The 18,964-nt window shown below is 65.9% G+C and carries 23 protein-coding genes; 14 read left to right on the forward strand and 9 right to left on the reverse strand.

Annotated elements, in window-relative coordinates; translation table 11 throughout:
* Positions 1–69: 69 nt before the first annotated feature.
* Positions 70–540, forward strand: coding sequence for a helix-turn-helix domain-containing protein (locus CCR94_RS19875; protein WP_158254846.1), 471 nt, complete (start codon positions 70–72; stop codon positions 538–540).
* A 117-nt stretch (positions 541–657) separates the two neighbouring features.
* Here CCR94_RS19875 and cobU read toward each other — a convergent pair whose 3' ends face one another.
* The 5 genes from cobU to CCR94_RS19900 all read right to left on the reverse strand — a co-directional run bounded on the left by cobU (position 658) and on the right by CCR94_RS19900 (position 4,392).
* The gene (gene cobU, locus CCR94_RS19880) at positions 658–1,161 is read right to left on the reverse strand and encodes a bifunctional adenosylcobinamide kinase/adenosylcobinamide-phosphate guanylyltransferase (protein ID WP_104509565.1); all 504 of its coding nucleotides are present in this window, start codon (positions 1,159–1,161) and stop codon (positions 658–660) included.
* On the reverse strand, positions 1,161–2,075 hold the full coding sequence (locus CCR94_RS19885; protein WP_104509566.1) for a division plane positioning ATPase MipZ: 915 nt from the start codon (positions 2,073–2,075) through the stop codon (positions 1,161–1,163). The genes cobU and CCR94_RS19885 overlap by 1 nt, the downstream gene beginning before the upstream one ends.
* 84 nt (positions 2,076–2,159) lie before the next feature.
* Positions 2,160–3,410, reverse strand: coding sequence for an FAD-dependent monooxygenase (locus CCR94_RS19890; RefSeq protein WP_104509567.1), 1,251 nt, complete (start codon positions 3,408–3,410; stop codon positions 2,160–2,162).
* A complete protein-coding gene (locus tag CCR94_RS19895) occupies positions 3,383–3,625 on the reverse strand; it encodes a zinc-finger domain-containing protein (RefSeq protein WP_104509568.1) in 243 nt (80 codons plus the stop codon). Before CCR94_RS19895 ends, CCR94_RS19890 begins: the two co-directional genes overlap by 28 nt.
* A 134-nt stretch (positions 3,626–3,759) precedes the next feature.
* Entirely contained in the window at positions 3,760–4,392 is a 633-nt protein-coding gene (locus CCR94_RS19900) for a hypothetical protein (protein WP_104509569.1), read from the reverse strand.
* A gap of 200 nt (positions 4,393–4,592) precedes the next feature.
* On the opposite strand from CCR94_RS19900, the gene CCR94_RS19905 reads away from it, so the two are divergent.
* The 6 genes from CCR94_RS19905 (at position 4,593) to CCR94_RS19920 (ending at position 8,554) form a co-directional block, all read left to right on the forward strand.
* On the forward strand, positions 4,593–5,399 hold the full coding sequence (locus CCR94_RS19905) for an alpha/beta fold hydrolase (protein ID WP_425332348.1): 807 nt from the start codon (positions 4,593–4,595) through the stop codon (positions 5,397–5,399).
* Positions 5,400–5,454: 55 nt separating this feature from the next.
* Complete coding sequence (cysE, locus tag CCR94_RS19910) at positions 5,455–6,279, forward strand: serine O-acetyltransferase (protein WP_104509620.1); 825 nt, start codon at positions 5,455–5,457, stop codon at positions 6,277–6,279.
* 88 nt (positions 6,280–6,367) lie between these two features.
* Positions 6,368–6,526: a hypothetical protein gene (locus CCR94_RS25255; RefSeq protein ID WP_158254847.1), complete on the forward strand. Its 159-nt coding sequence runs from the start codon at positions 6,368–6,370 to the stop codon at positions 6,524–6,526.
* Positions 6,527–6,599: 73 nt separating this feature from the next.
* Positions 6,600–6,755, forward strand: a complete 156-nt coding sequence (locus CCR94_RS25260; RefSeq protein ID WP_158254848.1) for a hypothetical protein — start codon at positions 6,600–6,602, stop codon at positions 6,753–6,755.
* A gap of 138 nt (positions 6,756–6,893) precedes the next feature.
* Positions 6,894–7,289 (forward strand): DUF3126 family protein, encoded by a 396-nt coding sequence (locus CCR94_RS19915; protein ID WP_104509571.1) that lies wholly within the window; start codon positions 6,894–6,896, stop codon positions 7,287–7,289.
* 260 nt (positions 7,290–7,549) lie between these two features.
* Positions 7,550–8,554 (forward strand): patatin-like phospholipase family protein, encoded by a 1,005-nt coding sequence (locus CCR94_RS19920; protein WP_104509572.1) that lies wholly within the window; start codon positions 7,550–7,552, stop codon positions 8,552–8,554.
* Positions 8,555–8,916: 362 nt separating this feature from the next.
* On the opposite strand, the gene CCR94_RS19925 is transcribed toward CCR94_RS19920, so the two are convergent.
* Entirely contained in the window at positions 8,917–9,348 is a 432-nt protein-coding gene (locus CCR94_RS19925) for a CBS domain-containing protein (protein WP_104509573.1), read from the reverse strand.
* Between the two features lie 147 nt (positions 9,349–9,495).
* On the reverse strand, positions 9,496–10,263 hold the full coding sequence (locus CCR94_RS19930; RefSeq protein WP_104509574.1) for a rhomboid family intramembrane serine protease: 768 nt from the start codon (positions 10,261–10,263) through the stop codon (positions 9,496–9,498).
* 518 nt (positions 10,264–10,781) lie between these two features.
* Here CCR94_RS19930 and CCR94_RS19935 point away from each other — a divergent pair.
* Both CCR94_RS19935 and CCR94_RS19940 read left to right on the forward strand, forming a co-directional pair.
* Positions 10,782–11,408: a PAS domain-containing protein gene (locus CCR94_RS19935; protein ID WP_104509575.1), complete on the forward strand. Its 627-nt coding sequence runs from the start codon at positions 10,782–10,784 to the stop codon at positions 11,406–11,408.
* Positions 11,409–11,493: 85 nt separating this feature from the next.
* On the forward strand, positions 11,494–12,099 hold the full coding sequence (locus CCR94_RS19940; protein ID WP_104509576.1) for a PilZ domain-containing protein: 606 nt from the start codon (positions 11,494–11,496) through the stop codon (positions 12,097–12,099).
* A gap of 4 nt (positions 12,100–12,103) precedes the next feature.
* On the opposite strand, the gene CCR94_RS19945 is transcribed toward CCR94_RS19940, so the two are convergent.
* Positions 12,104–12,634 (reverse strand): gamma carbonic anhydrase family protein, encoded by a 531-nt coding sequence (locus tag CCR94_RS19945; RefSeq protein WP_104509577.1) that lies wholly within the window; start codon positions 12,632–12,634, stop codon positions 12,104–12,106.
* A 68-nt stretch (positions 12,635–12,702) separates the two neighbouring features.
* Between CCR94_RS19945 and CCR94_RS19950 the strand changes: the two genes are divergently transcribed.
* On the forward strand, positions 12,703–13,341 hold the full coding sequence (locus CCR94_RS19950; protein ID WP_104509578.1) for a hypothetical protein: 639 nt from the start codon (positions 12,703–12,705) through the stop codon (positions 13,339–13,341).
* Between the two features lie 87 nt (positions 13,342–13,428).
* Positions 13,429–13,593, forward strand: coding sequence for a Flp family type IVb pilin (locus CCR94_RS19955; protein WP_104509579.1), 165 nt, complete (start codon positions 13,429–13,431; stop codon positions 13,591–13,593).
* Between the two features lie 12 nt (positions 13,594–13,605).
* Here CCR94_RS19955 and CCR94_RS19960 read toward each other — a convergent pair whose 3' ends face one another.
* Complete coding sequence (locus CCR94_RS19960) at positions 13,606–14,682, reverse strand: acyltransferase family protein (RefSeq protein ID WP_104509580.1); 1,077 nt, start codon at positions 14,680–14,682, stop codon at positions 13,606–13,608.
* A gap of 95 nt (positions 14,683–14,777) precedes the next feature.
* Between CCR94_RS19960 and argS the strand changes: the two genes are divergently transcribed.
* Genes argS through nagZ form a run of 3 tightly spaced genes read left to right on the forward strand, consistent with a single transcriptional unit; the run spans position 14,778 to position 18,916 of the window.
* Complete coding sequence (gene argS / locus CCR94_RS19965) at positions 14,778–16,556, forward strand: arginine--tRNA ligase (RefSeq protein ID WP_104509581.1); 1,779 nt, start codon at positions 14,778–14,780, stop codon at positions 16,554–16,556.
* A gap of 51 nt (positions 16,557–16,607) precedes the next feature.
* Complete coding sequence (locus CCR94_RS19970; RefSeq protein WP_104509582.1) at positions 16,608–17,897, forward strand: SPOR domain-containing protein; 1,290 nt, start codon at positions 16,608–16,610, stop codon at positions 17,895–17,897.
* Between the two features lie 14 nt (positions 17,898–17,911).
* Positions 17,912–18,916, forward strand: a complete 1,005-nt coding sequence (nagZ, locus tag CCR94_RS19975) for a beta-N-acetylhexosaminidase (protein WP_104509583.1) — start codon at positions 17,912–17,914, stop codon at positions 18,914–18,916.
* Positions 18,917–18,964 lie beyond the last annotated feature (48 nt).

Below are 18,964 nucleotides of genomic sequence, written 5' to 3' on the forward strand. Positions count from 1 at the left end.
GGTTCTGTCATTAAAGAGACGTTTACCTCAATGAATCAGGGCGCGACCCCGGCGCCGAGGGCGAAAGCAATGGCGAATCAAATCGATCAGGAAATCGGCGTGCGTTTACGCCGCAGGCGTGAGGCGCTTGGCCTGAGTTGCGCCACCGTCGCAACGGCTCTGAACCTCGACATGGAGGCGATCGAGGCCTTCGAATCCGGCGAGCGGCGCATGAGCGCCCGGCAATTGCAACAATTGTGCGGCGTGCTCGACGCGCCGCCGTCCTGCTTCCTGGTGGCGGACGACGACTTCACGGCGCCGGGAGGCCGTCCCGGCGAACGCGACGCGCTGCTCAGCGACGCGCATCGGCTCTATCGGGCGTTCTTCCAGATCCAGAGTCCGGAACTGCGCGGCGTGCTCGCCGATCTCGCCGAATCCTTCGCCAAGGGCGGACGTTCGCCGGAACTGGTCGAGGCGGCGCAATTGCTGCGTCCCGCCAACGACCTCGACAGCAATATCGCGCAGCTCCGCGCCTTCCGGAACGGCCCCTGGTCGAACTAAGGGCGCATCCCGCAAAAGTGGACGCCGGTTTTGCGAAAAGGATACGCGTTTTCAAAGGACTCGAGAGCCTTCCCCGCTTCAAGCGACGCGGGGAAGGCTCTCGAGTTTCAGGCGGCGTTATTTTAACTGTAGCGGCAGTCCGGCGGCGACGAAGAAGACTCTTCCGCAGGCGGCCGCGATCCTCTGGTTGACGAGACCCTGGGCGTCGCGGAAATCGTTGCCGAGTCGGGTCTCCGGCGCCACGCCGAGGCCCAGTTCGTTGGAAATGGCCACGATTTCGCCCGGCGCCGCCGCAACCGCCTCGCCGAGGCGCCCGGTTTCCAGCGCAAAATCCCGGTTCCGAAAGAACAGATTGGACAGCCACAGCGTCAGGCAGTCGATCACCACGATCCGGTCCGGCGCGGCGATGCGCCGCAGCAGGCGGGCGAGATCAGTCTCCTCCTCGAACACGGTCCAGTCGTCGCCGCGCTCGGCGCGGTGGCGGGCGATGCGTTGCGCCATCGAGCCGTCGAGCGCCGGCGCCGTGACGATCATGAATTTCTTGAGGCCGGACCTGTGCGCGAGGCCCAGCGCATGGCCGGTCTTGCCGGAGCGCGCCCCGCCGAGAACGAGCGTCGCCATCAGCCGCCGCTCTTCAATTCGCGATAATAAGACGAGATCGACTCAAACCAGACGTGGCGCGCCTCAAGATAATCCGCGCCGGCGACGCGGGCGGGCAGCCTGAGGTCGCTGACCAGCATCTCGATTTCCCGCCGCGCCGTCTGTTGCGATGGCGTCAGCTGGTGGTTGGCCTCCTCGATGGCGTCCAGCGCGGTCAGGCCGATCGGGAACAGTTCGCGGAAGATCACCCGGTCGCGCAGTCCGTCGGCGACGCGGAACTGCAATTCCACCGCGAGCTTGCGCAGGGCCTGATCGACCTGGCGCGCATTGTTGGAGTGCAGCGCCGCGATGCGGTTGCGCACCAGCACCCAGTCGATCAGGCCATTGTCGACGAGTCGGCGTTTCCGACGCGCCTCCAGCACGATTTCGGCATATTGCGCCACCTGGCCGCGATGGGCGCGGTCGTGATGCACGCGCGACAGCACATCCATGTCGATGAAGCTGTCGTTCATCGGAGAAATCAGCGTGTCGGCCAGCGAATGGGCCAGCCGCATCAGATAGGTGTCGCTGGCCGGGGTGTCGATCACCACGAATTCGAAGGCATGCTCGACCTCGCCGATGGCTTCGGCGAAGGCGGCGAACTCAGCCGATTCATTGTCATTGGCGTTGTCGCCGCGGACATGGTCGAGGGCGAAATGGCGCGGCAGTTCCACGTCATAGGGCGCGCCGCGGGCGAAGGAGGCGCGATTCTCGAAGAATCGCGTCAGGCTGCGCTGGCGCGTGTCGAGGTCGATGGTCGCCAGACGATAGCCGGCCTTGAGCAGCGCCACCGACAGGTGGATCGACAAGGTGGACTTGCCAACGCCGCCCTTTTCATTGGCGACGACGATGACGTGGGCTGGGCGCAGGTCCGGCGCTTCGGCGTCAAAACTCATAAGGCGCTCATAAGGGGCGGAGTCTGGGCCGACTCAACGCACGGTAAAGGAGTTAACGTTGATTAACCTTTATGCGCGCGCCCCTCAAGCCGAATATATCCAGTTCTGGCGCGCCATCAGGCCTCTGGAGGGCGTCAGGCGCAGCGCGAGATCGCGGGCGAAGGCCGGCGCGCCGGCCATGTGGTAGATTTTTCCCTGGGCGCGCGAGGCCTGCTGGATCGCGCTGGCGCGGGGCAGGCGCGCGGCCGAATATTGCGCGAGCGCCTTGCCGGGATCCTTGCCGAATTCGAGAAAGGCCAGCGTCAGCGCCGCCGAATCCTCGACCGCCTGGGCCGCGCCCTGCGCCAGATAGGGCAGCATGGGATGGGCGGCGTCGCCGAGCAAACCCGTGCGCCCGCGCGCGTAAGACTCGAGCGGCGGGCGGTCGAACAGCGGCCAGCGCAGCCAGTGCTCCGGCGCGGACAAAAGCTCTCGCGCCTCGCCACACCAGTCCTTGAACCGTTCGAGCAGGAAGCGGCGGTCGCCGGACTGGTCCCAGAACTGGCCGCTTTCGCCCGATGGCGCCTCGGAGCCGCCGCCGCGCCACTCGTCCTCGACCAGGGCGACGATATTGACGATGGCGCAGCCGCGCAGCGGGTAATGCACGATATGGGCCTTTTCCCCGAGCCAGAGGTTCGACGCCGGCGCGCTGAAGGCCGGCGGCAGGTCGGTGGCGGGGATCAAGGCCCGCCAGGCGGTGTGGCCGGTGAAATTGGCCTTGTCGATGCGCGGGTCGTGCAGCCGCGACCGCACCACCGAGCGCACCCCGTCGGCGCCGATCAGGGCCGCGCCCGAGGCGCGATGGGTTTCGTCCTGGCTGCGGTAGGTGACGGCCACCCCCTGCTCGTCCTGGACGAATCCCGTCAGGGTCGCGTCATTGCGGATCTCGATCAGGCTGTTTTGCCGCGCCAGCTCCACCAGGGCGGAGAGCAGGTCGGCGCGATGGACGTTGAGATAGGGCGCTTCCCAGCGTTTTTCGGCGTCGTCGAGGCGCAGGCGGGCGAGACCGGCGCCGTCGCGGCCCCGGCGGATGCGGATCTCGGTCGGCGCCACCGCCAGTCCGTCGAGAAACTCCAGCGCGCCATAGTCGCGCAGGATGCGGGTGGCGTTGGGGGCGAGTTGCAATCCGGCGCCGACCTCGCGGAAGGCGGGCGCGCGCTCCAGCACCAGCGAGCGCCGGCCGACCCGAGCCAGCCCCAGCGCGGCGCACAGGCCGCCGACGCCGCCGCCGGCGATGACAATGGGCGAGGAGTCCACGCGCTGGCCGTTCAGGCGGCCTTGGGCGTCACTTCGCATTCCGCCGGCTCGGAATGGCCGTGGAGCGCCGCGTCATAAACGTAACGGGTCGAGCAATAGGGGCACAAAGCCTCGGTATCGCCGCCCATGTCGATATAGATATGGGGATGGTCGAACGGCGGCAGCGCGCCGATGCACATGAATTCCCTGGCGCCGACCCGGATGGTCGCCAGGCCCGGCTGGTTGTGGAAATGCGGAATGGCGTGGTCGGACATGTGGCGATCCTTGGAGGGGCGATACCTTGGAGGGGCGATCCCTGATTCCGGGGTGCGGCGTCGCGCCGCACAGGGCGCGCACCATAATCAACACGTCGCGCCTTGGGTAGAGGGGCGGGCGACGGAACGCCTCGTCATAACGGCTCGTGCGCTTCCCGCTTGCGCCGCAAATGATTGACAAGGCCGATGGTGACATTGGCCACCGCGGAAATGGACGGCCCCTGCACGCGCTTGGCGTATTTGACGACGAGGTCGCGAACGCCGCGTCCCTCGCCCGGTTGCTTGTCGCCGTACCAGACCCGGGTCTGAAGCTCGCGCAACTCGATTCCGAGTCGTTCGGGCGACGACACCGGGACGTTCACGGTCGCCGTCAGATAGGCGTACTCATCCTCGGTCAGGCTCTGGGCGCCGATCCGATGCCCGATCTCCCGCTTGATCACATAGAAGAACTCGTCCTTGTCGGTGTTGTAGATGGCGCAAATGTTCGCCGCCACGACCTCGTGGCGGAAAGGCTTGCGCACTTCGTCCACCAGGAACAGCACATCCACGATATGCTGGGACAGATCGTTGCGGACGATCTCGCGTTTGCGGCTCTTGAAGGCGATGGCGTAATCCAGATATTTCAATCTGTTGTTTGATAATTCTTCCCTAAGGGCGTCCATGTGCGCGTTGCACTTGTCCTGGATGTCCGGCGCGACCGCGCGTCCCGTGGTAAAAGTCTGGAATATGCCGGACAGTTTTTGGGCTTCGGCTATTTCTGATGTCATTTGGCGTGATCCTCAACCAAATAATGCTACGCCATTTCTCGCGATTGCGCGCCTGCGCGGCGCCCCATGTTACTCCGAAATTCCGTCGGCAAAAACCGCTAGCGCCTGCGACAGCAGCGCGCGGCCCAAGACGCCGCGCTCTGGCGTTCCGGCGCCGCCGTCTGTATCGTTCCGCGCGCGGGCTGATCGGGAGCCGGTCGATGAAAGTGTTGGGAATGCTGGAATTTCTGTCCGATGGCGTGCGGATCGCCTATCTCGATTTCCCGCCGGAGGGGGCGGCGGGCCAGACAGACCGTCACAAGACGCCGGTGCTGCTGATCCACGGCTTCGCCTCCAATCACGGCGTCAACTGGCTGTTTCCGCAATGGGTCAAGACGCTGACGCAAGCGGGCCGGCGCGTGATCGTGTTCGACAATCGCGGCCATGGCCGCAGCGAAAAGCTTTACGAGCCGGAGGCCTACCGGCCCCAGACCATGGCCGGCGACGCCGCCCGGTTGCTGGATCATCTGGGAATCGCCCGCGCCGATGTGATGGGCTATTCGATGGGGGGGCGCATCGCCGCGCATCTGGCGCTGGCCGCGCCGGAAAAAATTCGCGGCCTGATTCTGGCCGGGATCGGCATCCATCTCATCGACGACGACGGCCCGCCGTCGGGCGTCGCCGAGGCCATGGAGGCCTCGTCGCTGGAGGATCTGACCGATCCCAAGCAGCGCATGTTCCGCGCCTTCGCCGATTCGACGCGCAGCGACCGGCGCGCGCTCGCCGCCTGCATTCGCGGCTCGCGCCGCGCCATGACGGTCGAGGAGATCGGCGCCGTCGCGCAGCCGACCCTGATCTGCGTCGGATCGGAGGACGATATCGCCGGCGATCCGCTGGCGCTGGCCGCGCTGATGCGCGACGCCCGCGCGCTGGTCATTCCCGGGCGCGACCACAACCGCGCCGTGGGCGACAAACTGTTCAAGGAGGGCGTGCTGGCCTTCCTGGAGAGTTTGCAACCCGCCGTTTAGCTCCTATGTGTTAAGCCAGACCGTCGCCGGCCTCCGGGCCATCGAGGAGAAACAGATGATCGCCGCCAACGTGTTGGCCCTGAACAAATCCGCCGATCCGGTGTTCGCGCAGATTCGCGCGGAAGCCGAGGAGGCCGCGCGCCGCGAGCCGGATCTGGGCGGGTTCCTCGCCGTTTCGGTCCTCAACGCGCCCAATGTCGAACACGCCGTGGCGCACCGCATCGCCGCGCGGCTGGCGCATCTGGATTTTCCCGGCGACCTGATCGAACAGAATTTTCTGGAGCTCGCCGGCCGCGATCCGTCGATAGGGGAGGCGATCCGCGCCGATCTGCTCGCCGTGGCCGACCGCGACCCCGCCTGCACCCGGTTGATAGAGCCGCTGCTGTATTTCAAGGGGTTCCACGCCTTGCAGACCCACCGTCTCGCGCATGCGCTGTGGAACGCGGGGCGCAAGGATTTCGCGCTCTATCTGCAAAGCCGGGCGTCGGCCGTGTTCCAGACCGACATCAATCCGGCGGCGCGGATCGGCAAGGGGGTGTTCCTCGACCACGCCACCGGCCTTGTGGTGGGCGCCACCGCCGTGATCGAGGACGAAGTCTCGATCCTGCACAGCGTGACGCTCGGCGGCACCGGCCATGAGCGCGGCGACCGCCATCCCAAGATCCGCAAGGGGGTCCTGATCGGCGCCGGGGCGAAGATCATCGGCAATATCGAGGTCGGCGCCTGCTCGCGCGTCGCGGCGGGCTCGGTGGTGCTGAAAACCGTGCCGCCGGGGGTCACGGTGGCCGGCGTGCCGGCGCGCATCGTCGGCGCCTCCGGCTGCAAGGAGCCGGCGCGGGAAATGGACCAGATTCTTTCCGGAAAAACCGAAGACGAATAGTCTTGAGTTAAGCTTCCCTCCATCTTGTTGTGGCGCCATGATGAGGCAAGCGAATCCACAAGAATTCGCTTCAACCAGGGAGGCAGCGATGGTCGTGGCGTTCTCTCGCATTCTCAGACGGCAGGCCGGGGCGACGGTCAAGGAACTCGCGGTGATGGCCGGCTTGATCGGATTTTCGCTGGCGTCGATGGTCGGCGTGGTCGGCTATGGCGTCTATGCGACCAGCATGGCGGTGAGCCAGCGTTAACGCGCGTTGAATATTTGCAACCTAAGGTTGTCTGACGCCGGGGCGGAGGTCTCCGGCGCGTCAGGAACTTTTCATGCTCGCAATTGCCCGCATTTTCAAGCGTCAGGCCGGCGCTTCGCTGAAGGAGGTGGCGTTCATCGCCCTTCTGCTCGGCTTTTCGGTCGTCACCGTCGTGACGGCGGTCACCGCCGAGGTCAGGACCACCGCCGAGTCGGCGCCCGTTCGCTGAACCTGCTTCAACGGGCGCCGCGCGGGGTTTTTTCGCGCGGCGCTTCTCTTTTGCGTTTTCTCTCTTTTGCGTCTCCCCTTGCGCGGCGCCCTGTATTTTGGCAAGCCTTCGCGGACGAAACCGCCAGGGAGTCGCGCGTTGGACAAGAGTGAATTGCGGAAATTGCAGGAGTTTCTGCGCCAAGCCTTCGGCGCGCCCGGCATCAAGGTCGGTCTCGATCCCAAGAACGAGGACGCGGCGGTCGCCTCTTTCGGCGAGCGCGCGCTCGGGCCGATCGTCGTCGATGACGAGGACGGCGACCGCTCGTTCTCTTTCGCCATGAAGCTCCCGGTCGAGCGCCCGGTGCTGCAAGAGTACCTGCGCCGCCTGTTCGACAATGACGATCTGACCATCGTCGCGCGCGGCCGGAAAACCGATTCCGTCGAACTGAACCGGGGCGACGATTTCCTGGCGGTGATTTCCGCCGACGATCCCAAGTGCAAGACCTTCACCCTGCAAATGGCGATCCTCGACATCGATCTCGAAGATATCTGATCGACGCTTTCGTCGGTCTCTGACCGACGCCTGGTCAGTCTCCGATCGACACTTCGTCTATCTCCGCTCGACGCGCCCAGGGCGATCGCAAGCGACAAACCTCGGTGGCGGAAACATTTTTTGTGTTTCCGCCTTTCGGTTCGAGCGGCCCGACGCGGGCGGGAGCTTAAGGCTTCCGCAAGTTTCCGCGCGCAGGCTGTGACAAAATGACGCAACCGTAATAGCGTCATCCCGGGGAGTTTGCGCAGTGGAGTCGAGCCATGTTCGGATTGAACTGGAAGAATTACGACCGCCCGGAATCCGCCGCCGGCGGGGGCGGGGCTGTTGTCAAAACCGAGCGCCGCCCGCGCATCGGCCTCGCCCTCGGCGCCGGCGCCGCGCGCGGCTGGTCGCATATCGGGGTGCTGCAGGAGCTTGACGCGCGCAAAATCCCGATCGACGTCATCGCCGGCTCCTCCATCGGCGCCGTGGTGGGCGGCTGCTATGCCGGCGGCAAGCTCGCTGAGCTCGAAACCTTCGCGCGCTCGCTGACCAAGCGCCGCATGATCTCGCTGATGGACCTGTCCTTTTCCGGGGCGGGCATGCTCGCCGGCTCCAAATTGCGCGACGAACTCCACCGCACATTGGCGGGCCGCCGCATCGAGGATTTGCCGATCCGTTTCGGCGCGGTGGCCACCGAGATCGGCCTCGGCCACGAAGTCTGGCTGCGGCGCGGCGATCTGGTGCAGGCGATCCGCGCCTCCTACGCCCTGCCGGGCATTTTCGAGCCGGTGCGGTTCGACGACCGCTGGCTGTTCGACGGCGCGCTGGTCAATCCGGTGCCGGTCACTCTGTGCCGGGCGATGGGCGCGGAAATCGTGGTCGCGGTCAATCTGATCGGCGACGCCGCCTATCGCGGCGCGCTGATTTCGGATCTGGGCGGCAATGGCGACGCGCCCCCGACCGCGAAAAAGGAGGAGCCGCCGCCGCCGTCCAGCGAGGCGCGCCGGCTGCGCCGGCAATTCCTGCCGGGCGCCAATGGCGCGCCGGGGATCGCCACCGCGCTGCTCGAAGCCTTCAACATCACCCAGGACCGCATCGCGCGCTCGCGGCTCGCGGGCGACCCGCCGGACGTCCTGATCAACACCAGGCTGGCCAAGATCGGCTTTTTCGAATTCCATCGCGCCGACGAACTGATCGCGCTCGGCCGCGAGGCGGCGCGGCGCGCGCTCGACGACATCGCCGAAATGGCCGCGCTGGAGCGCAAGCTGCACGAAACGGCTTAGCAGGGCCGGGAGCGCCGGTCCTGAAGGTCATATGCGCTAAGCAAACATTCTTTGGCTCGCCAACGAATGTTTGCTTAGACTCCTTGGTTTGGGCAGGATTTTTGTCCGAAAACCGGGGGCCACTTTTCGGAAATCCTGCTTAGATTAAGCGCTGGCGGGCTGCGGCAAGAGCCGTGGACCGCCCTCGTGCTTCGAGACGGCTCCTTCGGAGCCTCCTCAGCATGAGGGCTACTCGATTGATTCCATTGATCCCCTCATGCTGAGGAGGCGAGCAAGGCTCGCCGTCTCGAAGCACGAGGGGATCAACTCACGCTGTTCTCGGCAGCCACCAAGCTTAACCTAGCGCATATGGCCCTGAAAACTCACGCGGTGGTGATATAGTCGCGCATGGCGCGTTGGTCGGATTCCATCGCTTCCAGGCGATATTTGACGATATCGCCGATGGAGACCACGCCGACCAACCGGCTGTTGTCGATGACGGGCAAGTGGCGGAACCGCCCGTTTGTCATGATTTCCATCACGGCGTCCACCGCTTCGCCCGGCTCCGTGGTGGCGATCTTGCTGGTCATGTGCGCGGACACGGCGGTGTTCAGGACGGCCCCGCCGACGAGCCCGACCGCGCGGACGATGTCCCGTTCCGAAACGATCCCCATGATTTCGCCGGCGCTGTTGGAGACGATCGCCGCGCCTATGCCTCTTTCGACGAGCAGGGCGGCCACCTCCTGAAGCGTGCGGTGGGGCGGTATGGTGACGACCTCGGAGCCCTTGGCCGCGAGGATCCGTGCAACGCTCATGCGATTTCCTCCTGTGGGAACAGCGGGTTGTTTTCATTCGGTCAAACGCGGCGGCTTTGTTCGAGTTCCCGCCGCGCGACCGCGCTCCGCTCATTAACCAAAAGGATGCGCCCTATTTTTCGCGCGCGCAATCGAGAGTTGCCGAAATCAGGCCTTGTGTCGCTGGTCGAACAGCGGCGCCGCCAGCAGGCCGAACAGGAAGCCGCCGATATGGGCCTCCCAGGCGATGGGCGCGTCGGAGAAGCCGCCGGCTTGCCCGGCGAGGCCGGTGAACAGGTTCAAGGCGAACCAGAACCCGACAAAGGCGAGAACCTGGCGGTTGCGGATCATCTCCGCGTAACCGGCGAGCGGCGGCGCTTCGTCGCGCGCGCGCGCATCGCGCGCGAAGGCGCCGGGCAGGAACACGAAGCGCGCCGCCGCCCCGAAACAGGCGGATATGCCCGCCGAGGCGCCGACCATCGGGCCGAGTTCGAACGGATGAACGGCGAATTGCGCCGCCGCCCCGGCCACGGCCCCGAGCAGGGTGAGCGCCAGGAAGCGCGCCGAACCGAACCGCCGCGCCACCGGCGCGCCGAACGCCGCCAGCCACACCCCATTGAGCGCGAGATGGGTCCAGGAGCCGTGCAGGAAGGCGTAGGAAATCGGCGTGAGCCAGAGCAGGGACGGGGAGGCGTAGGTGAGGAAGAATTGCGCGAGCTGCGCCTGGTCGTCGGAGACGCGGGCCAGCGCGTTCAAATGCGCGATCACGCCCGAGGAGTCCAGCAACAGGCCGAACCGTCCGGGAACGAAGGCGAAGGTCGCCAGCAACTGGAGGTCGATGGCGTCGGGCAGGAAGACGCGGGCGAGATGAGCCAGCGCAAGCGTCAGCAACAGGGCGGTGACGACGCCGGGGAGATTGAAAATTCTTTCGCGCATGGGCCTGACTTAAGGATGCGGAACGGAATAAGCAAACGCGGAACCAAACAGTCAAACGAAGGGGGAGAGCGACAGGCTCTCCCCCTTTGGCGACGTTGCGGGGGCGTTAACCAAGCCAAACCCCGCGCGGACAGGATGCGTGTGGCGCTTCAGGCGCGCGCCCCGACGATTTCTCGACCCCTTCATCTTCCCGAGCAGAGATTTTGAAGGAAAAATCGTCTAAATTCCGCATCTTGCGTTTTAGAGTGAACGTTGCGTCATCCGGGTCGCTGTCCGTTTCGGCTCCGTTCGGTCTATGGAGAGTGCCAAAGTCCTAACATTTTGACAACGTCAACGAGATATTAACGTTAACCCGCCGCGCCCCGAAATTTCGGACCCGCCGCCCGACGGGGCGCGGTCGCCAGAACCCCAAGGGCAACTGGCCCGACCTTCGCTCCTTCCTCCTTGAAACTAAAAATAAGGGGCTGTCCGTTTCGCACCGGCACGGAAACGCCCCGGAACAGGTCAAGGGCAAGAAAATGAGACAGGCGGCGACGCAGGAACTCTATTCCTACTGGAACCGGTTGCGCGGCGCGCGGCTTTCGCCCGAGCGCGAGGAGATCGATCCCTCCGCCATCCGCCACATCCTTGCCGACACCATGATCCTGGAGGTGGATGACGAACGGCAATTGCCGATCCGCATTTCCGGGACGCGGCTCAACGCCCTGTTTCTCGACGAGCAGAAGGGGCGAAACCTGGTCTCTCTGTTCGCGCCGGAAGACCGCGCCGGAATCAGCGCCATGGCGCAAGCGGTGCTCGACGGCCAGCGCCCGGCCGTAGCCGGACTCACGGCGCAAGCGGAATACGGCGAGGAGATCGCGCTCGAACTGCTGTTGCTGCCGCTGCGCCATCGCGGCAGGACCCATGCGCGACTGCTGGCGTCGCTGACGCCGCAGACGCTGCCGAGTTGGTTCGGTCTGCGCGCGGCGCTGTGCCTGCGGCTGATCGCGATCCGGTTTCTCGACAGCGAACAGTCCGTGCCGGTGGCGTCGTTCATCAAGCCGCCCGAGCCGGCGAAAAAACCCGGCGACCTTGCGTCGCGTGGTAAATTCCGGCGCTTTTCCTTCTTCGTCATCCCCGGCGGGCGCGACAAGTCCGACGCGTAATTCTGGAGCGCCCGCCCCTCGTAACATCGGGTTAACCGCACAGGCGCTATAGTTTCGTCAATAGTTTGGACATATTGGCGGCGACATGAATCTCCAGCCCAAGATCAGTGCGAGGCCTGTGGAGCGCCGGCGGCACGCCCGCGTAAAACTGGCGTTGCTGGGGCGCTACATGCTTGAAGACCGCCGTGAGTTTCCCTGCCAGACCATCGATGTCTCGGTGGGCGGGCTCGCCGTGACCGCGCCGGTGCGCGGCGCCCTGGGCGAGCGCGTCATCGCCTATTTCGATTCGCTCGGCCGCATTGAGGGAACCATCGTCCGCCACATCGATTTCGGCTTCGCGATGACCGCGAACATGCCGCCGGCCAAGCGCGAGAAGCTGGTGAACCAACTGACCTGGCTGGTCAATCGCAAGACCCTTGGCTTGCCCGAGGACCGCCGCCACGAGCGCATCATCCCGAACTGTCTCCAGACCACGCTGCGCTTCCCCGACGGGACCCTGGCGCCGGCGAAAATCGTGGACATTTCGGTGTCCGGCGCGGCGATCGCCTGCATGGCGCGGGCGCCGATGGGGTCGATGCTCCACATCGGCCGCCGCCCGGCGCGGGTGGTGCGCATGTTCGAGCACGGCATGGCGCTGGAATTCGCCCTGCCGCTGTCGTTCGACGTTTTTGATGAGAACGTCGTGCTATAAGCCCTCAATCGATCCGTTTCAGCCCCGCGAGATAGCGCCGCCCGTTTTCGGCATAGTGGCGGGCGCTGGTCAGCAGTTTTTCCGCCACCGAGGGATCGAGCGTCTTCTTCAGCTTGGCCGGCGCGCCGACGATCAGGGAATAATCGGGAAATTCCGCGCCTTCGGTGACGAGGGCGTTGGCGCCGACAATGCAGAACTTGCCGATTTTCGCATTGTTCATCACGGTCGCGCCCATGCCGATCAGGCTGCCTTCGCCGATCAAGCAGCCATGCAGGATCACGCCATGGCCGACAGTGACGTCGTCGCCTATGGTCAGCGGCGAGCCCATGTCAGTGTGCAGCACGCAACCGTCCTGGATGTTGGCGCGCGCGCCGACCTCGATCCATTCGTTATCGCCGCGCAGCGTCGCGCCGAACCAGATGTTGGCGTCCTCGCGCAGCCGCACCCGGCCGATCACATTGGCGTCGGGCGCCACGAAATAGCGACTGTTTGCGGGCAGTTCCGGGGCCTCGCCGTCGAGCGAATAGAAACTCATGCTGTTCTCCCTTGCGAAGCCGATCATAATCGGATCAAAGCGAGGCCGCCGAAAAATTTGAGATTTCCATGCGCCGGTTCCTGCTGCTGCTCGGTTTTGCGCCCGCCCTGCTGGTTTTGGCGGGCGTCGCTTTGTGGCGGCTGTGGCCGTCGCCGCCGCCGCCGGGAACGGTGGAAGTGACCATCGGCGCGAAGCGGCTGCATTTCACCTCGGCCTATCTGCGCGAGGTCACCGAGCCGGATCGCGCCGATCTCGTGGTGCTCGCGCCGGATTTCGCGCCGGCCGCCGCCGATCCGCGCCGCCTGCCGGGGGCCGGCGAGGCCGACAAGGCCGGCGCGGCGCAGATTTTCATCACGCTGACCCCGGCCTCCGGCGAAGCGGGCCGGCTCGCGCCCGCCGACCGCTACGCGCCGCACCTGACCCCGGACGTGCAGGTTGGCGAAGGCGGGCTGTTGCGGCGCCGGTTCGAGGACAAGTCGCCTTTCCCCGGCGAGGATTTCTATTACAGCGCGCCCGACGGCGAGGAGTTTTCCGCGCGCTGCCAGCGCCCAAAAATTCCGGACGACGGCCTGCCGGAGGTCTGTCTCGCCCATTTCGCGGTCGAGGGCGTTGATGTCGCGCTGCGGTTCGACCCGCGCTGGCTGCCGCAATGGGCTGTCATGCGCGCCAATGCGCTGCTGCTGACGCGCGGCGCGCTCGCGCCCTGAAGTTAGAAATTAAACAGATCGCAGCAACTCAACCTTAGATTGCATTCGCGCGCGCCTCGCGGGGAGGGGCGTCTGGCGGAACGCGACATGAAGAGATCCTGGCTTCACTTCCTGAAGGCGAGCGAGGGCATGGCCGTCGTGGAATACGCCTTGCTCGCGGCGCTGCTGGCGGTGGCGGCGATCAGCGGTCTCAACATGCTGGGCGCCAAGGTCAACAGCCATTACCAGGCCATCAGCAACGCCATGAATTGAGTTTTCAGGTTTTCAGGCGCGCGCGAAAACCCCGCGTCCGAAACGCATCTGGCGCAACACCGCCTTCAGCCGCTCGCAGGCCGGCGTCAGCGCCGCCGCCGCGCCAAGGGCGACGACCGCCGCGAGCAGGGCGCGGCGCGGGTCGTTGGCGCCAAACGGGCTTTCCGCGCAAACGAAGCAAAGAATCGGATAGTGCAGGCAATAGAGCGGAAAGGTCAGCGCGCCGGCCTTGCGGATCAGACGCTCCACCGCCGGGTTGAGCGCGGGGCCGGTCCCGAGCAGGCCGCGCAGGGCCAGAACCAAGGCGGCAAAGCCGAGCGCGACGCCGTAATCCTGCGCGAGATTGCGGTTGAAGGCGCCGCAGCCCCAGGGGAATTTCACCCCGAAATTATCGAAAGCCCCGAACAATTCGGGCGCGAACAGGATGACCGCGAAGCCGCCGAGGGCGGCGGCGGCGAGCAGGATGGGCGTCTTGGGCGGCGCGACGCGGTAGAGCGCGAAGCCCAAAGCCCAGATCGGCGCGAGAATGGCGACGGTCGGCCCGGCGCACAGCAGCAAGGCGGGGATAGCCAGGGTTTGCGCCCGCCGCGACCCGAACAGGACCAGACCGGCCAACACATAATAGGCGGCTTCAAAGCTCAGGCTCCAGAACGGCGCGTTGCTGCCGGGGGCGATGCCGCCAAAACCGAAAATCTGGAATTCGTTGACGAAAAAAGCCGAGGAGGCGTAGCCCGCCGCGCTGACCGGCTTCCACAGCACTTTTTGCGCCGCATAGAAGTCGGGGCTGAGCCAGGCGCCCAGCGAATCCGCGAGCAGGGTCACGAGCAGGGCCGGCAGAACCACCGAATAGAGCCGCGACAGCCGCGACAGCGCGTAATCTCTGGCGTTGCCCTCGCGAGTCGCCACCACATGGGCGATGACGAAGCCCGACAGCACAAAAAATATGGTCACGGCGATGTCGCCATAGGCGCCCAGGCGCGGCGGAATCACATTTTCCGTGAAGGGCGCGGAAGACAAATGGTCGAGAAACACGCAGAGGGCGGCGAGGAAGCGCAGGGCGTCGAGGGCGAGGGAAAAATTTTTGGTCATCTGACGCTCTGCTTCAGGCGCGCGATCATGGAAGCGCGGCCCTGTCCGAGGCTTGCGTCTTTACGGGGCGGCGGATTTGTCCTAACCGAGCAATCATGAACATTTTCGCTGACTTTCACGCCCGAATCGCCGATCTGCTCAAGACCATGGGTGAACAGGGGCGCCTGCCGCAGGCCCTTGATCCCGCGCGCTTCGTGGTCGAACCGCCGCGCGACGCCAGCATGGGCGATCTCGCCTGCAACGCCGCCATGGTGTTCGCCAAGGATGCGAAGGCGTTCTTCCACAATCCGCGCCAGCTCGCGACCGAACTCGCCGCCGCTCTGGTCGATTGCGACGATGTGGACCAGGCCGAGGTCGCCGGTCCCGGCTTTCTCAACATCCGGCTCAAGCCGGCCGTTTACGGCAAGGTTCTGGGCGCCGTGCTGGCGCAAGGGGCGGAGTTCGGCCGCGGCGCCGCCGGCCGCGCCAAGGCGCGTAGGGTCAATGTCGAATATGTCTCCGCCAATCCCACCGGCCCGATGCATGTCGGCCACGGTCGCGGCGCCGTGTTCGGCGACGCCCTGGCCAGCCTGATCGATTTCGCCGGCTCGAAGGTGACGCGCGAATATTACATCAACGACGCCGGCGCGCAGGTGGACGTTCTGGCGCGCTCGGCTTTTTTGCGCTACCGCGAGGCGCTGGGCGAGACGGTGACGATTCCCGAGGGCCTCTATCCCGGCGATTATCTGAAGCCGGTCGGCGTCGCGCTGGCGGACAAGCATGGCGAGAGCCTCAAGGACAAGCCCGAGGCGGACTGGTTGCCGCAGGTGCGCGACGCCGCCATCGACGCCATGATGGCGCTGATCCGCGACGACCTCGCCGCGCTCAACATCACCCATGAGGTGTTCTTCTCCGAACGCAGCCTGCACGTGAAGAAAAACGGCGTCTCCGATGTTGAGGCGGCGCTTGAGGAACTACGTTCCAAGGGCTTGATCTACGAAGGAAGATTACCTCCGCCAAAGGGTCAGCTTCCCGACGATTGGGAGGACCGCGAGCAGACCCTGTTCCGCTCGACGCAGTTCGGCGACGACGTCGATCGCGCGCTGAAAAAATCCGACGGGGCCTTCACCTATTTCGCCTCGGACATTGCCTATCATCGCAAGAAGATAGAGGCGGGATACGATGTGCTGGTGGACGTCTGGGGCGCCGACCACGGCGGCTATGTCAAGCGCATGAGCGCGGCGGTCGAGGCCCTGTCCGGGGGAACCTGCGCGCTCGACGTCAAACTGTGCCAGATGGTCAAGCTGATGCGCGACGGCGAGCCGGTGAAAATGTCCAAGCGCTCGGGCGACTTCGTCACGCTGCGCGAGGTGGTGGACGAGGTCGGCGTGGACGCGGTGCGCTTCATCATGCTGATGCGCAAGAACGACGCGCCGCTCGACTTCGATCTCGCCAAAGTGATCGAACAGAGCAAGGACAATCCGGTCTTTTACGTGCAATATGCCCATGCCCGCGCCCATTCGGTGCTGCGGCAGGCGCTGGCGACTTTCCCGGCGATCGACCTGTCGCCGGCGGCGCTGGCGCGGGCGGACCTAGCCTTGCTGGACGACGAGGGCGAGCAAGCTTTGATCAAACATCTGGCGCAATATCCACGTGTCATCGAGGCGGCCGCCAGCGCCCACGAACCGCATCGACTGGCGTTTTACCTGCACGACCTCGCGTCATTGTTCCATTCTCATTGGAACCGTGGCAAGGATCAGCCTCAATTACGCTTTGTTAATCAAGATAGTGGAGAGTTGAGCTGCGCCAGGCTGGCTCTTGTGACAGGGTTAATGATCGTCCTGGCCTCTGGTCTATCTGTTCTGGGTGTGAACGCGCCGGACGAGATGCGCTGACGTAAAGCGTCGCCTCTCCTCCCGCCTTCTACCTTTTTGCGAGGGTTGGTCATGGGTGAGTCCGCCGCCAAATATCGTCCCGAACTCGATCTCGACGAGTTCGAACGCCGTCTGCGCGCCGCCGCGCCGATGCCCCAGTCGCGCCAGCCTGCGGCGAGCGCGCCCGATCCCCTCGCCGAACTGGCCCGCCTCGTCGGCGGCGCCGGCGAGGGCCGCCAGGATCCGTTCGAGGCTCTGTTTCGCGCCCAGAAGGCCGTGTCCGAAGGGGCGCCGCCGGTGCAGGCGCCGCACGAGCCTTATTTCGGACAGGCCGAACCGGCGCGGCGCGCGGACCATTTCGCCGCCGAATCCGACCCGCATTGGGTCGAGGAGCCGCCTCGCGTCGATGCGCCCTGGGCGTCGCAGGCGCCGGAATTCGCGCCCGACACCCATGCCTTCGCGCAACAGGCGCCGCGTCCGGGCATCGGCCGCCGCAAGGTGATGTACGCCATGGCGGCGGTGCTGGTCGGCGGCGTCGCGCTGTTCGCGGGCGGGCTGGCGCTCAAGAAGGGCTCGTCCTCCGGCGAGGTCGTCACGATCCAGGCCGACAGCGATCCCGCCAAGGTCAAGCCGGCCGTCCAGGAAAGCGCCGCCAACGGTTCGGGCCAAGCCCTGTTCGACCGCAAGGACGACAATGCGCCGGCCAAGGTGGTGAGCAAGAGCGAGCAGGCCGCCGACCTCACGGTCGCCGCCAAACAGGCCCAGGCCACGTCCGCCGCCGCCATCGCCACGCCCGCGCCGCCCGCGCCAGGTTCCGCCGCGCCAAGTTCTGCTACGTCCGGTTCGGCTGGGCCGCAGCAGGGGGGCGAGGCGCCGCCGATGGCGCCCAAGAAGGTCAAGACCGTCTCCATCCGCGCCGACGGCAGCCTGCTCAACGCGGCCGACGCCAAGCCGCGCAGCACCCTGCCCACGCTGGCCGCTGGCGGTCCGGGCGCCGCTCCGCCCATTCCCGTGGCGCGGCCGGCGCCGCCGCGCGCGCCCTCGACCACCGAGGCCGCCTTGCAGGCCAAGCCCAAGGCCAAGCCGGAACCCGCCGCCGCCGCGGCGCCTGCCGCTTCGGGCGACTGGGCGGTGCAACTCGCCGGCGCCCCGACGGAAGAGGAGGCCCGCGCCGCCGCCAGCCGCTACGCCGAAAAATATGCCGCCGCGTTGCAGGGCCGTCATCCGACCTTCGTCTCGGCGCAAGTCGGCGCCAAAACCATCTATCGTGTCCGCGTCGGCCACATGAGCAAGGAAGCGGCCAACAGCATGTGCAACGCCATCAAGGGGCAGGGCGGCGCCTGCTTCACCGCCAAGAACTGAGGTTGCGGAAACTGATGTTCAAGGCCTTCATCGCCGGCTGCGCCGGTCTGGCCCTCTCCGGGGAGGAGAGGGCTTTTTTCGCGGAAGCGCGGCCTTGGGGGCTGATCCTGTTTCGCCGCAATGTCGAAAGCCCGGCGCAGGTCGCGGCCCTGACGGCGGATTTCCGCTCCATCGTGGGCGCGGAGGCGGCGGTTCTGGTCGATCAGGAGGGCGGGCGCGTGCAGCGGTTGCGGGAGCCGCATTGGCCTGTTTATCCCGCCGCCGCGCGGTTCGGCCTTGCGCCCGACGGCGAGGCGCTGGCCGAACTGTCCGCCCGGCTGATGGCGGCGGATCTGCTGGCGCTCGGCATCGACGTCGATTGCCTGCCGGTGCTCGACACGCCGATTGAAGGCGCGCACGACGTGATCGGCGACCGCGCCTATGCCCGCGATCCCCACGATGTCGCCCGCCTCGGCGCGGCGGCCGCGCGCGGTTTGATGCGCGGCGGGGTGATGCCGGTGATGAAGCACATTCCCGGTCACGGCCGCGCTTTTTCCGATTCCCATCTGGAATTGCCGGTCGTCTCGGCCGACAGCGCCGAGTTGGAGCGCGATTTCGCGCCGTTCACGGCCAATGCCGGCCTGCCGGCGGCCATGACCGCCCATGTGGTCTATCAGGCGCTCGATCCCGACGCGCCTGCGACGCAGTCGCGCAAGGTCATCCAGCATGTCGTGCGCGAAAAAATCGTTTTCGATGGGCTGTTGATGAGCGACGACCTGTCGATGAAGGCGCTGACGGGCGATTTCCGTGAGCGGACAAAGAGATGCTTTGAAGCGGGCCTCGATCTGGCGCTGCATTGCAACGGCGATCTCGCCGAGGCGCGGGCGGTGGCCGAGGCGGCGCCGGAGCTTGCCGGCAAGGCGCTGGCGCGGGTTTTGGAGGCGCGGGCGCTCGTTGCGCGCGAGCGGGTGCGCGGTTTGCAGCATTTTGATGCGGCCGAGGCCCGGCGAAAACTCGCCGCGCTGGCGCTCATTACATAGAGCGTCCGTCACACCCCACCTCCGTCATGCCCGGGCTTGTCCCGGGCA

Origin of the sequence: Rhodoblastus sphagnicola (genome assembly GCF_002937075.1) — a bacterium.
In the GTDB taxonomy this organism is placed as follows: Bacteria; Pseudomonadota; Alphaproteobacteria; order Rhizobiales; family Beijerinckiaceae; genus Rhodoblastus; species Rhodoblastus sphagnicola.

Bases quoted from the DNA above. Each gene is read 5' to 3' on its own strand.
- CCR94_RS19945 (WP_104509577.1), bottom strand. From the start codon at position 12,634: ATGAGTTTCTATTCGCTCGACGGCGAGGCCCCGGAACTGCCCGCAAAC.
- CCR94_RS19950 (WP_104509578.1), top strand. From the start codon at position 12,703: ATGCGCCGGTTCCTGCTGCTGCTCGGTTTTGCGCCCGCCCTGCTGGTT.
- CCR94_RS19895 (WP_104509568.1), bottom strand. From the start codon at position 3,625: ATGTCCGACCACGCCATTCCGCATTTCCACAACCAGCCGGGCCTGGCG.
- CCR94_RS25255 (WP_158254847.1), top strand. From the start codon at position 6,368: ATGGTCGTGGCGTTCTCTCGCATTCTCAGACGGCAGGCCGGGGCGACG.
- CCR94_RS19900 (WP_104509569.1), bottom strand. From the start codon at position 4,392: ATGACATCAGAAATAGCCGAAGCCCAAAAACTGTCCGGCATATTCCAG.
- cobU (WP_104509565.1), bottom strand. From the start codon at position 1,161: ATGGCGACGCTCGTTCTCGGCGGGGCGCGCTCCGGCAAGACCGGCCAT.
- CCR94_RS19875 (WP_158254846.1), top strand. From the start codon at position 70: ATGGCGAATCAAATCGATCAGGAAATCGGCGTGCGTTTACGCCGCAGG.
- argS (WP_104509581.1), top strand. From the start codon at position 14,778: ATGAACATTTTCGCTGACTTTCACGCCCGAATCGCCGATCTGCTCAAG.
- CCR94_RS19890 (WP_104509567.1), bottom strand. From the start codon at position 3,410: ATGCGAAGTGACGCCCAAGGCCGCCTGAACGGCCAGCGCGTGGACTCC.
- CCR94_RS19935 (WP_104509575.1), top strand. From the start codon at position 10,782: ATGAGACAGGCGGCGACGCAGGAACTCTATTCCTACTGGAACCGGTTG.
- CCR94_RS19920 (WP_104509572.1), top strand. From the start codon at position 7,550: ATGTTCGGATTGAACTGGAAGAATTACGACCGCCCGGAATCCGCCGCC.
- CCR94_RS19955 (WP_104509579.1), top strand. From the start codon at position 13,429: ATGAAGAGATCCTGGCTTCACTTCCTGAAGGCGAGCGAGGGCATGGCC.
- CCR94_RS19970 (WP_104509582.1), top strand. From the start codon at position 16,608: ATGGGTGAGTCCGCCGCCAAATATCGTCCCGAACTCGATCTCGACGAG.
- CCR94_RS25260 (WP_158254848.1), top strand. From the start codon at position 6,600: ATGCTCGCAATTGCCCGCATTTTCAAGCGTCAGGCCGGCGCTTCGCTG.
- CCR94_RS19885 (WP_104509566.1), bottom strand. From the start codon at position 2,075: ATGAGTTTTGACGCCGAAGCGCCGGACCTGCGCCCAGCCCACGTCATC.
- nagZ (WP_104509583.1), top strand. From the start codon at position 17,912: ATGTTCAAGGCCTTCATCGCCGGCTGCGCCGGTCTGGCCCTCTCCGGG.
- CCR94_RS19960 (WP_104509580.1), bottom strand. From the start codon at position 14,682: ATGACCAAAAATTTTTCCCTCGCCCTCGACGCCCTGCGCTTCCTCGCC.
- cysE (WP_104509620.1), top strand. From the start codon at position 5,455: ATGATCGCCGCCAACGTGTTGGCCCTGAACAAATCCGCCGATCCGGTG.
- CCR94_RS19925 (WP_104509573.1), bottom strand. From the start codon at position 9,348: ATGAGCGTTGCACGGATCCTCGCGGCCAAGGGCTCCGAGGTCGTCACC.
- CCR94_RS19905 (WP_425332348.1), top strand. From the start codon at position 4,593: ATGAAAGTGTTGGGAATGCTGGAATTTCTGTCCGATGGCGTGCGGATC.
- CCR94_RS19930 (WP_104509574.1), bottom strand. From the start codon at position 10,263: ATGCGCGAAAGAATTTTCAATCTCCCCGGCGTCGTCACCGCCCTGTTG.
- CCR94_RS19940 (WP_104509576.1), top strand. From the start codon at position 11,494: ATGAATCTCCAGCCCAAGATCAGTGCGAGGCCTGTGGAGCGCCGGCGG.